The 12,984-nt window shown below is 72.0% G+C and carries 9 protein-coding genes; all 9 read right to left on the minus strand.

Annotated features, from left to right (window positions below; all coding sequences use genetic code 11):
* Positions 1-13: 13 nt before the first annotated feature.
* The 9 genes from ACGFIS_RS07320 to ACGFIS_RS07360 all read right to left on the minus strand — a co-directional run bounded on the left by ACGFIS_RS07320 (position 14) and on the right by ACGFIS_RS07360 (position 12,922).
* Positions 14-1,477: a glutamate synthase subunit beta gene (locus ACGFIS_RS07320; RefSeq protein ID WP_392909068.1), complete on the minus strand. Its 1,464-nt coding sequence runs from the start codon at positions 1,475-1,477 to the stop codon at positions 14-16.
* Between the two features lie 18 nt (positions 1,478-1,495).
* The gene (gene gltB / locus ACGFIS_RS07325; RefSeq protein ID WP_392909070.1) at positions 1,496-6,097 is read right to left on the minus strand and encodes a glutamate synthase large subunit; all 4,602 of its coding nucleotides are present in this window, start codon (positions 6,095-6,097) and stop codon (positions 1,496-1,498) included.
* A gap of 350 nt (positions 6,098-6,447) precedes the next feature.
* Positions 6,448-7,623, minus strand: a complete 1,176-nt coding sequence (locus ACGFIS_RS07330) for a hypothetical protein (RefSeq protein WP_392969944.1) — start codon at positions 7,621-7,623, stop codon at positions 6,448-6,450.
* Positions 7,624-7,675: 52 nt separating this feature from the next.
* Positions 7,676-8,467 carry a hypothetical protein gene (locus tag ACGFIS_RS07335; RefSeq protein WP_392909074.1) on the minus strand — a complete coding sequence of 264 codons (792 nt, stop codon included), beginning with the start codon at positions 8,465-8,467 and terminating at the stop codon, positions 7,676-7,678.
* 103 nt (positions 8,468-8,570) lie between these two features.
* The gene (locus ACGFIS_RS07340) at positions 8,571-9,290 is read right to left on the minus strand and encodes a VIT1/CCC1 transporter family protein (RefSeq protein WP_392909076.1); all 720 of its coding nucleotides are present in this window, start codon (positions 9,288-9,290) and stop codon (positions 8,571-8,573) included.
* Positions 9,291-9,320: 30 nt separating this feature from the next.
* Positions 9,321-10,562, minus strand: coding sequence for a prolipoprotein diacylglyceryl transferase (gene lgt / locus ACGFIS_RS07345; protein ID WP_392909079.1), 1,242 nt, complete (start codon positions 10,560-10,562; stop codon positions 9,321-9,323).
* Between the two features lie 43 nt (positions 10,563-10,605).
* Complete coding sequence (locus tag ACGFIS_RS07350) at positions 10,606-11,460, minus strand: DsbA family protein (RefSeq protein WP_392909081.1); 855 nt, start codon at positions 11,458-11,460, stop codon at positions 10,606-10,608.
* Positions 11,461-11,603: 143 nt separating this feature from the next.
* Positions 11,604-12,380 carry a DsbA family protein gene (locus ACGFIS_RS07355; protein ID WP_392909083.1) on the minus strand — a complete coding sequence of 259 codons (777 nt, stop codon included), beginning with the start codon at positions 12,378-12,380 and terminating at the stop codon, positions 11,604-11,606.
* 56 nt (positions 12,381-12,436) lie between these two features.
* Positions 12,437-12,922 carry a vitamin K epoxide reductase family protein gene (locus ACGFIS_RS07360; protein WP_392909085.1) on the minus strand — a complete coding sequence of 162 codons (486 nt, stop codon included), beginning with the start codon at positions 12,920-12,922 and terminating at the stop codon, positions 12,437-12,439.
* Positions 12,923-12,984: the final 62 nt, after the last annotated feature.

Genomic DNA, 12,984 nt, shown 5'->3' on the forward strand with positions numbered 1-12,984 from the left:
GCGATGGATGCGCTCAGGCCATCGGACGCGCCGTGGGCGGAATCGGGTACGGCAGGCCGGTGCGGCCGGTGAGGAACGCGTCGACGCCGTGCGCGGCGGCGCGGCCCTCGGCGATGGCCCAGACGATCAGGGACTGGCCGCGGCCCATGTCGCCGGCGGCGTACACGCCGTCCACCGACGTCTTGTAGTCGCCGTCGCGGACGACGTTGCCGCGCTGGTCGAGGTCGACGCCGAGCTGGTCGAGGAGGCCCTCGCGCTGCGGGCCGAGGAAGCCCATCGCGAGCGTGACCAGCTCGGCCGGGATCTCCCGCTCGCTGCCCTCGACCGGCTGGAACCCGGACTGCGGCCCGCCGACCTCCACGATCTTCAGCGCGCGGACGTTGCCGTCCCCGTCGCCGGCGAACTCGGTGGTGGACACGGCGTAGACGCGGTCGCCGCCGAGGTCCGCGAGCTCCTCGTGGGCGCTCTCCACCTTGAACAGCATCGGGTACGTCGGCCACGGCTGGGTGTCCGGGCGGGACTCCGGCGGGCGCGGCATGATCTCCAGCTGGGTGACCGAGGCGGCCCCCTGCCGGATCGCGGTGCCGATGCAGTCGGCGCCGGTGTCGCCGCCGCCGATGACCACGACGTGCTTGCCCTTGGCGGAGATCGGCGACTCGTCGTAGTCGCCCTCCTGCACCTTGTTCGACGGGGGCAGGTACTCCATCGCCTGGTAGACGCCCTTGAGCTCCCGGCCCGGGACGGGCAGGTCGCGCCAGGCGGTGGCGCCGCCGGCGAGGACGACGGCGTCGTGGCGGGCGCGCAGGTCGTCGGCGGTGACGTCGACGCCGACGTTCACCGAGGTCTTGAAGTCGGTGCCCTCGGCGCGCATCTGGGCGAGGCGCCGGTCGAGGTGCCGCTTCTCCATCTTGAACTCGGGGATGCCGTAGCGCAGCAGCCCGCCGATCCGGTCCGCGCGCTCGTAGACGGTGACGTCGTGGCCGGCGCGGGTGAGCTGCTGGGCGGCGGCGAGGCCCGCGGGCCCCGAGCCGACCACCGCGACCGTCTTGCCGGTCTTGACGGCGGGCGGCTGCGGCCGCACCCAGCCCTCCGCGAACGCCCGGTCGATGATCTCGACCTCGACCCGCTTGATGGTGACCGGGTCCTGGTTGATGCCGAGGACGCAGGCGCTCTCGCACGGCGCCGGGCACAGCCTCCCGGTGAACTCCGGGAAGTTGTTGGTGGCGTGCAGCCGCTCGATGGCCTCCCGCCAGTCCTGCCGGTAGACGAGGTCGTTCCACTCGGGGATGAGGTTGCCGAGCGGGCAGCCCTGGTGGCAGAACGGGATGCCGCAGTCCATGCAGCGGCTCGCCTGCTTCTCCAGCCGGTCCTTGCCGAAGTCCTCGTAGACCTCCGACCAGCTCTTGATCCGCACGTCGACCGGGCGGCGCTTCGGGAGCTCCCGCCCGACGGTCAGAAAACCCTTCGGGTCAGCCATGAAGGACGTCCCCCTCTCTCAGCTCTGCGCCGCGGCCATGACGGCCTCGTCGACGTCGCGTCCCTCGGCCTCGGCCTTGGCCATCGCGTCCAGGACGCGGCGGTAGTCACGCGGCATGATCTTGGTGAAGCGGTCGGCCGCGGCGTCCCAGTCGTCCAGCAGCCGGCCCGCTACCCGTGAGCCGGTCTCGGCCAGGTGCCGCTCGACCAGGGTCCGGACGAAGTCCAGGTCGTCGGGGTCGAGGGGGTCCAGGTCGACCATCTCGCCGTTGACCCGCTCGGGCACCAGGTCCAGGACGTAGGCGATGCCGCCGGACATGCCGGCCGCGAGGTTGCGTCCCGTCCGGCCGAGGATCAGGGCGCGGCCGCCGGTCATGTACTCGCAGGCGTGGTCGCCGACGCCCTCGACGACGGCGGTGGCGCCGGAGTTGCGGACGCAGAACCGCTCGCCGGCGATGCCGCGGGCGAAGAGCTCACCGGACGTCGCGCCGTACAGGATGACGTTGCCGCCGATGATCTGCTCCTCGGCCGCGAACCCGGCATCGGCCGGCGGGCGCAGCGTCAGCCGCCCGCCGGACAGGCCCTTGCCGACGTAGTCGTTGGCGTCGCCGACCAGCCGCAGCGTGATCCCGCGCGGCAGGAACGCGCCGAACGAGTTGCCCGCCGAGCCGGTGAACGTGACGTCGATCGTGTCGTCGGCCAGGCCCTGGCCGCCCCACTTCCTGGTCAGCTCATGGCCGAGCATGGTGCCGACCGTCCGGTTGACGTTGCGGATCGGGAGGTCGAGCGTGACCTTGTCGCCGAACGCGAGCGCGCCCTCGGCGAGCTGGATCAGCGTGTTGTCCAGGGCCTTCTCCAGCCCGTGGTCCTGCTCGGTGACGCGGTGCAGGGCCGCGCCCTCGGCCCGCTCTGGCGTGTGCAGGACCGGGGTGAGGTCGAGCCCGGACGCCTTCCAGTGCTCGACGGCCTCGCGGGTGTCGATCATCTCGACGTGCCCGATCGCCTCCTCCAGCGAGCGGAACCCGAGGGCCGCCAGATGCTCGCGGACCTCCTCGGCGATGAACTCGAAGAAGTTCACGACGAACTCGGGCTTGCCGGAGAACCGCTGCCGCAGCACGGGGTTCTGGGTGGCGACGCCGACCGGGCACGTGTCGAGGTGGCAGACCCGCATCATGATGCAGCCCGACACCACCAGCGGCGCGGTCGCGAAGCCGTACTCCTCGGCGCCGAGCAGCGCCGCGACGACGACGTCCCGCCCGGTCTTCATCTGCCCGTCGGTCTGCACGACGATGCGGTCGCGCAGGCCGTTCAGCAGCAGCGTCTGCTGCGTCTCGGCGAGGCCCAGCTCCCACGGGGTGCCGGCGTGCTTGAGCGACGTCAGCGGGGACGCGCCGGTGCCGCCGTCGTGGCCGGAGATCAGCACCACGTCGGCGTGCGCCTTGGACACCCCGGCCGCGACCGTGCCGACGCCGACCTCGGCGACGAGCTTGACGTGCACGCGCGCCGCCGGGTTGGCGTTCTTCAGGTCGTGGATGAGCTGCGCCAGGTCCTCGATCGAGTAGATGTCGTGGTGCGGCGGCGGCGAGATGAGGCCGACGCCGGGGGTGGAGTGCCGCGTCTTGGCGATCCACGGGTAGACCTTGTGGCCGGGCAGCTGGCCGCCCTCGCCGGGCTTGGCGCCCTGCGCCATCTTGATCTGGATGTCGTCGGCGTTGGTGAGGTACTCGGAGGTGACGCCGAACCGTCCGGACGCGACCTGCTTGATGGCGCTGCGGCGCAGGTCGCCGTTCTCGTCGGGGGTGAACCGCTCCGGGTCCTCGCCGCCCTCACCGGTGTTGGACTTGCCGCCGAGGCGGTTCATCGCGATCGCGAGGGTCTCGTGGGCCTCGGCGGAGATGGAGCCGTACGACATGGCCCCGGTGGAGAACCGCTTGACGATCTCCGATACGGGTTCGACCTCGTCGATCGGGACCGGTTCGCGCTCGCCGTCCTTCAGCCTGAACAGCCCGCGCAGCGTCATCAGCCGCTCGGCCTGCGAGTCGACCTGCGCGGTGTACTCCTTGAAGATCTCGTAGCGGCGGGTGCGGGTGGCGTGCTGCAGCTTGAACACCGTGTCCGGGTTGAACAGGTGCGGCTCGCCCTCGCGGCGCCACTGGTACTCGCCGCCGACCTCCAGGGTGCGGTGCGCCAGGTCGTTGCCGCCCGGCGGGTAGGCGCGGGCGTGCCGCTCGGCGACCTCGCGGGCCAGCACGTCGAAGCCGACGCCGCCGAGCCGGGACGTGGTGCCGGTGAAGCAGCGGGACACGACGTCGCCGCCGAGCCCGATCGCCTCGAAGATCTGCGCGCCGGTGTAGGACGCGACCGTGGACACGCCCATCTTCGACATGACCTTCAGGACGCCCTTGCCGTACGCCTTCACGAGGTTCCGGGCGGCCTGCTCCGGCTCGACGCCCTCGATGGCGCCGCCGCGGACGAGGTCCTCGACGGTCTCGATCGCCAGGTACGGGTTGATCGCGGACGCGCCGTACCCGATGAGCAGCGCCATGTGGTGGCACTCGCGGGCCTCGCCGGTCTCGATCACCAGGCCGACCCGGGTGCGGGTCTTCTCCCGGATCAGGTGGTGGTGGACGGAGCCGGTCAGCAGCAGCGACGGGATCGCGGCGCGGGCGGAGTCGGCGCCGCGGTCCGACAGCACGATGACGCGGGCGCCGGCGTCGATGGCGCGGCCGACCTCGGAGTTGATCTCCTCCAGCCGGGCCTCCAGGGCCTCTCCCCCGCCGGCGACGTCGTACAGGCCGTGCACGACGTGGGCCTGCAGATGCGGCAGGGACCCCTCGTCGTCAATGTGGATGATCTTGGAGAGTTCGCCGTTGTCCAGGATCGGGGTGGGCAGCACCAGGCGGCGGCACGAGTCCGGGCCGGGCTCCAGGAGGTTGCCCTCCGGGCCGAGCGTGGACTGGAGCGAGGTCACCAGCTCCTCGCGGATCGCGTCCAGCGGCGGGTTCGTGACCTGCGCGAACTGCTGCTTGAAGTAGTCGAACAGCAGCCGCGGCCGCTCCGACAGCACCGCGATCGGGGTGTCGGTGCCCATCGACCCGATCGGCTCGGCGCCCGTCTTCGCCATCGGCGACAGGATGATCCTCTGCTCTTCGAGGGTGTAGCCGAACGTCTGCTGCCGCTTGACGAGGGTCTCGTGCGACGGGATCTCCCGCTCGCGCCTCGGCAGCTCCTCGAACCGGACCAGGCCCTCGTGCAGCCACTCGCCGTACGGGTGCTCGGCGGCCAGCTCCGCCTTGACCTCGTCGTCCTCGACGATCCGCCCGGCGGCGGTGTCCACCAGGAAGATCTTGCCGGGCTGCAGCCGGCCCTTCCGGACGACGTTCGCGGCCGGGATGTCCAGGACCCCCGCCTCGCTGGCCAGCACGACCAGGCCGTCGTCGGTCACCCAGTACCGGCCGGGACGCAGCCCGTTGCGGTCCAGGACGGCGCCGACGACGGTGCCGTCGGTGAAGCTGACGCTGGCGGGACCGTCCCACGCCTCCATCAGGGTGGAGTGGAACTCGTAGAACGCGCGGCGGGCGGCGTCCATCTCGGTGTGGTTCTCCCACGCCTCCGGGATCATCATCAGCACCGCGTGCGGCAGCGACCGGCCGCCGAGGTGCAGCAGCTCCAGACACTCGTCGAACGAGGCGGTGTCGCTGGCCTCGATGTCGATCACGGGGTAGATCCGCGACAGGTCCCCGGGGATCAGGTCGGACTTCAGCAGCGCCTCGCGGGCCCGCATCCAGTTCCGGTTGCCCTTCACCGTGTTGATCTCGCCATTGTGGGCGATGAACCGGTACGGGTGGGCCAGCTCCCAGGCGGGGAAGGTGTTGGTCGAGAACCGCGAGTGCACCAGGGCGATCGCGCTGGTGAAGCGGCGGTCCGACAGGTCGGGGAAGAACGGCTCCAGCTGCGGGGTCGTCAGCATCCCCTTGTAGACGATCGTCCGGCTGGACAGGCTCGGGAAGTAGACCCGCACGTCCTGTTCGGCGCGCTCGCGCATGCAGAACACGACGCGGTCCAGCTCAAGGCCGGTCTTGCCGCCGTGGGGGCCGCCCGCGGCGGGGGCCACGAACAGCTGCGAGAAGTGCGGCATGACGCGCCGCGAGGCCGGGCCGGTGAAGTCGGGGTCGTGCGGCAGCTCCCGCCAGCCGAGGACCGTCAGGCCCTCCTCGACGCAGAGCCTCTCGACATGGGCGACCACGGTGGCGCGCTCGTCGCCGTCCGCGGGCAGGAACGCGATGCCGGCGGCGTAGGCGCCGGCGTCGGGGAGCGCGAAGTCGCAGGTGTCGCGGAAGAACGCGTCCGGGATCTGGACGAGGATGCCGACGCCGTCGCCGTCGTCCGGCTCGGCGCCCACCGCTCCGCGGTGGTCGAGGTTCTTCAGGACCGTCAGGGCGTTCTGCACGATGTCATGGCTTTTGCGGCCGTGCAGGTCCGCCACCATTCCGACACCGCATGCGTCGTGTTCGTGAACCGGGTCGTAGAGCCCCTGCGCGAGGGGGCGGCCGCCGGTGCCGGGCCCCGGAGGGCCGGCAACAGAAGTGCGGGCATCAGGTGTGAGGGCAGCAGAAGCCATCAACCCTCCCGTCGTCGTCGTGTCACTGCTGATGTCAGTGCAGTCCGGGACGACGTTGGCCCTGCTGCGGTGAGATGACATTACATCACTGCCGGGATCATGCCCGGCTGCCCCGGATCGCGAAACTTCCGGCGCGGACGGCCCATGGGCGCCATCTCACAGTGGTTTAGACCAGATTACCGGTTCCTCCCCCAACGGAAAGTGCCCCGGCAACGGTGACGATCATCACCGGGAGAGCGATGTTTACCGTGGTGTTCCAGTGACTTGCCCGAAATGTGGCGACCTGGACGCGGTCAGGCGGCCGGGATCAGGCGGGGCGCAGTCAGGCGGGCGCGGTCAGGCGGGCGCGGTCATTCGGACGCGCGGGCGGCGCGGCCGAGCACCGCCGGGTTCTTGCCGCCCTCGATCAGCAGCGACAGGAGCGCCTCGTCCTCCGGGCCGCCCTTGCCGTCCAGCCGCTGCGCCCACGTGACCACGGCGAAATGGCCCATGGCCAGGCCGCGCGCCATGTCGAAGCCGCGTCCGAAGCCGTCCAGCGGGGCGGGGGCCTCCAGCGGCCGGACGAAACCGGCACCGATCGTCTGCTCCAGCGTCGCGACGAACCGGTCGGCCTCCGCGGACCCTGCCAGGTTGAACACCGCGACGGCCAGCGCATGGCCGTTCTCCGTGTCGGAGTAGATCCCGCGGGCCGCCTGCGTGCAGCCGCCCTCGCCCAGCACCTCACCCACGGTCGCGCCCCACACGGCGGCGGCGCAGTCACCGTCCAGCCGCTTGACGCGCAGCTTGACCCGCACCTCGCCGCCCGGGACCGACAGTTTCGCCGCCGACGACGGGAACGCCTCCTCCACCGTCAGCGGCTTCGGGTCCGCGCGGCGGGACGCGATGCCCGAGTACGCCGACGACGAGGACGAACTGGAGTAGGAGTCCGGCGAGACGCCCGTCTCCGCAGGAGTCCCGATCGTCACGGTGGCCGCGCCGCCCGCGGCCGGACCGTTCCCGCCGCCGCGCGGAACGACCACCGCGCCCACACCGAGGAGCACGAGCAGGCCCAGGACCGCGGCGGCGCCGAAGTACAGCCTCGCTCCGCGCCCGCCCTCACGCGACGCCGGACGGGACTGCCGCGCCTGCCCGGCGGAACGCCCCCCCTTGCCCGGCTTCCCCCGCTGTCTCGGCTTCCCGCCGCGCCGTCCCGGCTTCCCGCCGGGACCGTGCGCATCACCCGGAAGCGGCCGCGGGCCTGTGCCGGGCGCGTCGTGATACGCGGGGGCGGCCGGGTAGGCGGACGTGTCGTGAAACGGGGACGCGTCGGGGTAGGCGGACTCGTCGTCCTCGAACGGCATGCGCGGCGGCGGAACGGGCCGCCCCGGGCGGGGCGCGCCCTTCCGCCGCGCCTGCGACGGGTTCGGCCGGCGGGGGCCTCCCTCGCGGCCCGGCGCCGTCCTGCGCGGGGCGGGCTGCCTGCGGCCCTGGCGGCTCACCGGTGCGCGCCGGGGGCCGCCGCCGCGGCGGAATTCATCGGAGTCCACGAGCGCGCAGACTACTGCCCGCCGGCCCGCGACACGCCCGCATGCGGCCGGATCACTGGCCGGGCCTTCCGCCCGAGGCCAGGTCAAGCCGCCCGTAGAGGAAGTCGGCGGCGCCCTCGATGACCAGGCTCACATCGATCACCTCGTTGAGCGAGGCGGGCTGCTCCCCGCCGGCCCGCTCCACCCACGTGATCACGGCATAGTGGCCGTAGGTCTTGGCGTAGGCGGCGCTGAACCCGGACCCGAACGCGGGGACGCCCGGCGCGTCCAGCGGCGTCACCCACCCGGCGCCCGTCTCGCGCTGAAGGTCGCGCAGGATCTGCTTGACGCCCTCCACGGTCTCCATGTTGATCACGATGAACTGGCCGACGTGCTTCTTGCCGGCGCTCACGTAGGCGGAGCGGACGACCTGGCTGCAGCCGAACTTGGCGAGGTCGGCGTGCAGGCGGGCGCCCCACGTCGCGGACTTGCAGTCGGAGGTCAGCGCGGACTCGGCCAGCGTGAACGCGTAGGCGCCCGACTTCAGGTTCTTGGCGGAGGCCGCCTCCCCCTCGGTGATCTCGCGGCGGTCGGCCGACCTGTTCGCGATCTCGCTGAAGCCCTCGCCGTTGTAGTCGGGCGCGTAGGCGGTCGGCAGCGCCGTGTTCTCGGCGGGCGCCTCGTCCCCGCCGGTGAACACGAGCACGGCGACGACCGCGACGATCACCGCGACCAGCGCGGCGACCGCGCCGAACAGCAGCTTCGGACGGGGCAGGCTGCGACCGGACTTCTCCTCCGGCCAGAAGTCCTGCCCGCCGCCCTCGCGCGCGGCCTCGGGGGAACCTGTGTCACGAGCCTCGATCACGCCCCGGAGCTTAGCGGTCCGGGCGGCCCCCGCGTGGCCAAAAGGGCGTTTTATCCAGTTCCCTGGAGCGACCGCCCGCACCGGAGCCGGCAACCGCGCCGTACTAGAGCCCATTGGTCCCGATCAGCGCGCCGACCCCGTAGGTGATCGCCGCGGCGGCCGCGCCGAACAGCAGCTGCCGCGTCCCGCCGAACCACCAGGGCCGGGCCGTGATCCGCGACACCAGCGCGCCGGCGCCGAACAGCCCGAGCGCCGCGATGATCGCCGCCGGCCACAGCGAGGAGGCGCCCAGCAGGTACGGAAGCACCGGCAGTATCGCGCCGATCCCGAACGACAGGAACGACGAGCCCGCCGCCAGCGTCGGCGAGGGCAGGTCACCGGGCGTCACCCCCAACTCCTCGCGGGTGTGCACCTCCAGCGCATCGTCGGGGTCCCTGGACAGCTGCCGCGCCACCTCCGCGGCCGTCTCCGGGTCCACCCCGCGCGACCGGAACACCTCGGCCAGCTCCCGCTCCTCCGCCACCGGGTGCCGGGCCAGCTCCAGCCGCTCCACCTCGATCTCCGCCTCCGCCAGTTCCGACTGGGAGGCGACCGAGATGTACTCCCCCGCGGCCATCGAGAACGCGCCCGCGGCCAGCCCCGCCAGACCCGCCAGCAGGACGACCTTCTGGCTCGCCTGGCCGCCCGCGACGCCCGCGATCAGCGCGAAGTTGGAGACCAGTCCGTCCATCGCGCCGAACACCGCCGGCCGCAGCCAGCCGCCGGTGACGTCACGGTGCTGATGATGGTGTTCCGGGGGCACGCCCGGCTTGCCGCTGGTCATCTCGCCTGCACCGGAGCCCTCCGCCGACCGCTACTTTCCGTCCTTGACGGGTTCACCCTCATCCACCCGCCCGGCCTCGCCGACACCGTCTCCGGCCTCGTCGTCGCCTTCAGCCTCGAGCTCGGCCTCGTTCTCGGGGTCCTTCTCCTCGGACGCGGCCTCCGCCTCGGCGTCCCCGCCTCCGGCCTTCTCCGCGTCCTCGACGTCCTCGGCCTTGTCCGCGCCCTCGGCGTCCTCAACCCGGTCCGCGTCCTCGGCCTTGTCGGCGTCCTCGGACTTCTCGGCTTCCGACTTCTCGGTCTCCGAGTCCTCGGTTTCGGAGTCCTCGGCTTCGGTCTTCTCGGTCTCGGGTTCCGGTTCGGGCTCGTCCTTCGGCACGGGCTTCGCCTCGGCGGATCCCGGCTCGCCGGACGGCCCGTCCGCGGCGGGACCGCCGACGTTCTCCGGGCCGGTACGGTGGCGCATCCGGTACAGGTAGGCGACCGCGCCGAGGAAGAGCAGGATCGACGTCCAGTCGTTCAGCCGCAGGCCGAGGATGTGGTGGGCGTCGTCGATGCGCAGCGCCTCGATCCAGGCGCGTCCCAGCGTGTAGGCGGCGACGTAGAGCGCGAACGCGCGGCCGTGCGTGAGCTTGAAGCGCCGGTCGGCCCAGATGACCAGGATCGCGACGCCGACGCACCACAGCGACTCGTACAGGAACGTCGGGTGGTAGGTGGCGATGTCGGCGTACTGGGGGTCGAGGCTGGGCCCGCCCTCGAGCGTCGGCCGGTGGTCCTCGTCGATCTCCAGGGCCCAGAACGCGTCGAGGGGACGGCCGTACAGCTCCTGGTTCCAGTAGTTGCCCCAGCGGCCGATGGCCTGCGCCAGTGCGATCCCCGGGGCGACCGCGTCGGCGAGCGCGAGGACGGAGATCCCGCGCCGCCGGCATGCGATGAGCGCGCCGACCGCGCCGAACGCGACGGAGCCCCAGATCCCGAGGCCGCCCTTCCAGATCTCCAGCGCCCGGACCGGATCGCCGTCCTCACCGAAATAGCGCTGGTAGTCGGTGATGACGTGGTAGATCCGCCCGCCGACGAGACCGAACGGCACCGCCCACACGGCCACATCGATGATCACGCCGGGGGTGCCGCCCTTGGCGGCCCAGCGTCGCTCGCCCAGCCACACCGCGGCGACGATGCCCAGAATGATCATGATGGCGTAGGCGCGGATGGGAACGGGCCCGATGTGCCAGATGCCCTGTGAGGGACTCGGGATGTAGGCGAGCGGCTGCATGGACGCTGACGTTACCGCCTCCGGGGCGGCGCGTGCGCCGACTCTACGACCGTGCCGGGCCGCGGACGCCCGCGGTACCGTCCACGGTGCCGTTCGCCCTGCCGTCCGATCGTGTGCCGCCGGGGGACGGGACCGGGCCCCCACCCGCCTGGGCGACGGCCTTCTTCAGCTCGTCCGGCGAGCCGAGGGCGTCGCCGTCGACCCTCTCGCCGTTCAGCGCGAGATACGGGGTGGAGTCGACTCCCGCACGCCCGGCCGCGGTGCTCGCCTTCTCGACCAGGTCGATCTTCTGGTTCCCGTTGACGCAGGCGGCGAACGCGGGATCGGTGACGCCCAGCTCGGCCGCCCACGTGATCAGGTTCTCCGGCGTGAAGCCGCTGGCGCCCTCGGGAGGCTGCTCGGCGAAGAGCCTGTCGTGGTAGGGGACCCATTTGCTCACGGGGATGCAGGCGGCGGCGTTCGCGGCCCTCCGCGAGTTCGACATCAGCGGTTCCTGCTGGAAGAGCTGGAACGGCCGGTACACGACCCTGGCCTCGCCCTCGGCGGCGAGTTGCTTGAGCGTCCCGCCGAGGCGCCCCTCCAGCGCCTCGCACGCCGGGCACTGGAAGTCCTCGTACAGTTCCAGGACCGGCCCGGTGACGCCCGGCTGCGCCATCGCGACCGCCCCGTGCTCCACGCGGGTCGCCGGCGCCAGCGGGCCCGTGTAGGTGTCGCCGAGAGGCCCGTCCCCGCCGATCCGCGACACCGCCACGACGGTCCCCGCGACCACGACGGCCGCCACGGCGACGGCGCCGAGGACGACCGCCAGCAGCCGCCGGCGGCGCTGCCGGACCGCGGCCCGGCCCCGTTCGTCCGCGAGCCGCCGGCGCGCCGACGGTCCCCTGCCCTGCTCGCTCATCGATCCCCCGATCGGCCACTGTGCGTGTTCGTGCGCACACACGAGCGTAGCGGTCGGGGGCGTCCCGAGGCCGGTGAAGCGCCGCGCCGCGCCGTCCCGGGCGGGACGGCGCGGCGCGTGCGCTCACCTGCCGGAGGCCGGGGTCACTTGCCGGAGGCGGCGGCCGCGTCGATGGTCGCCCGGAGCGCGGCCGGGTTCATGAACTGCGTCGAGTCGAGCTGCTTGCCGTCCAGGAAGACCGACGGGGTCCCCTGGACCTGGCGGTCCTGCAGGGCGTACTTGGTCATCGCGTCGACCTGGGACTTCTTCTGCTCGTCCCGCACGCACTTCTCGAAGTTCGGGTCGGTGACGCCGACGTCCTTGCCCCACTTCACGAGGTCGTCGGGCGAGAAGCCCTCCGAGCCCTCGGCCGGCTGGAACCGGAAGAGCGCGTCATGGTAGGAGATCCACTTGTCGGCCGGAACGCACAGCGCCGCCTCGGCCGCGCGCAGCGAGTTGATCCTGATGGGATCCTTCTGCTGGCCGAACAGGTGGAACGGCCGGTAGACGACCTTGACCTTGCCCCGCTCCGCCAGTTCCAGGACGGTCTCGCCGGTGGCCTCCTCGAACTGCTTGCAGACCGGGCACTGGAAGTCCTCGAAGACCTCCAGAACCGGCTTGGTCACCCCGGGCTGCGCCATCACGATCGAGCCGTCGTCCTGGCGGCTGAGCGGGGCGAGCGCGCCCTGGTGGACCTCGGCGCGGCCCTGCTTGCTCTGGTAGTCGATGATCAGGACGGTGCCGACCACGATCACCGCGACCGCGACCACCGATCCGAGGACGATGGCGAGCAGCCGCCGCTGCTTCTGCCGCGCCGCCTGCCGCTTGCGCTCGGCGGCCAGGCGCTCTCTCGCGGACCGCTCCCGTGCGGCCTTGCTCATGTGTTCTCCTAGGCGTGAGGGCCGCGCCGCCACCGTGGGGCGCGGTCACGGTGAGGTTAGTCGACCTGACCGATTCGTCGGAATTCGTCGATCAAGACGAGGACGAACAGCAGGACGGTGATGGCGTGCACCCCGGTGCACCACAGGCAGATCTTGTGCAGCAGCGCCAGTTCCACGGTCACGAGGTAGACGACGAACAGCACGCCGACCGCGGTGCTCGCCACCCGGCCCCACCGCAGCGGCGGCCGCGCCGACCGCAGCGCCCACGGCGTGATCAGCGCGCCGAACGCGACGAAGAACGCCAGGCCCAGCAGCGGCATGGGGATCCCGGCGAGCGTGGAGTACTCGCTCGTCGTGACCGCATGGCAGTCGACGGTCTTGGACGCCGAGCACACCAGCGCGCCCTCGTCGTAATGCGTGACCGTCAGATAAACGGAGATCCCGAGCCCGGCGATCGTCAGCACCCACGCCGGGATCAGGAACCAGGCGGGAGGCGGCGGCGCCGTCTTGGCCCGGCCTTCCGCCGTCATCTCTTGCGTCATCGTGATCCTTCCGAGGACCGCCTCAAACCGGCGAACACACCCTACGGGAGAGCGGGGCACCC

Origin of the sequence: Spirillospora sp. NPDC048824 (genome assembly GCF_043198455.1) — a bacterium.
In the GTDB taxonomy this organism is placed as follows: Bacteria; Actinomycetota; Actinomycetes; order Streptosporangiales; family Streptosporangiaceae; genus Spirillospora.

Excerpts from the sequence above, each read along its gene's own strand:
- ACGFIS_RS07320 (WP_392909068.1), bottom strand. The coding sequence starts at position 1,477 with ATGGCTGACCCGAAGGGTTTTCTGACCGTCGGGCGGGAGCTCCCGAAG.
- gltB (WP_392909070.1), bottom strand. The coding sequence starts at position 6,097 with ATGGCTTCTGCTGCCCTCACACCTGATGCCCGCACTTCTGTTGCCGGC.
- ACGFIS_RS07340 (WP_392909076.1), bottom strand. The coding sequence starts at position 9,290 with ATGACCAGCGGCAAGCCGGGCGTGCCCCCGGAACACCATCATCAGCAC.
- lgt (WP_392909079.1), bottom strand. The coding sequence starts at position 10,562 with ATGCAGCCGCTCGCCTACATCCCGAGTCCCTCACAGGGCATCTGGCAC.
- ACGFIS_RS07350 (WP_392909081.1), bottom strand. The coding sequence starts at position 11,460 with ATGAGCGAGCAGGGCAGGGGACCGTCGGCGCGCCGGCGGCTCGCGGAC.
- ACGFIS_RS07355 (WP_392909083.1), bottom strand. The coding sequence starts at position 12,380 with ATGAGCAAGGCCGCACGGGAGCGGTCCGCGAGAGAGCGCCTGGCCGCC.
- ACGFIS_RS07360 (WP_392909085.1), bottom strand. The coding sequence starts at position 12,922 with ATGACGCAAGAGATGACGGCGGAAGGCCGGGCCAAGACGGCGCCGCCG.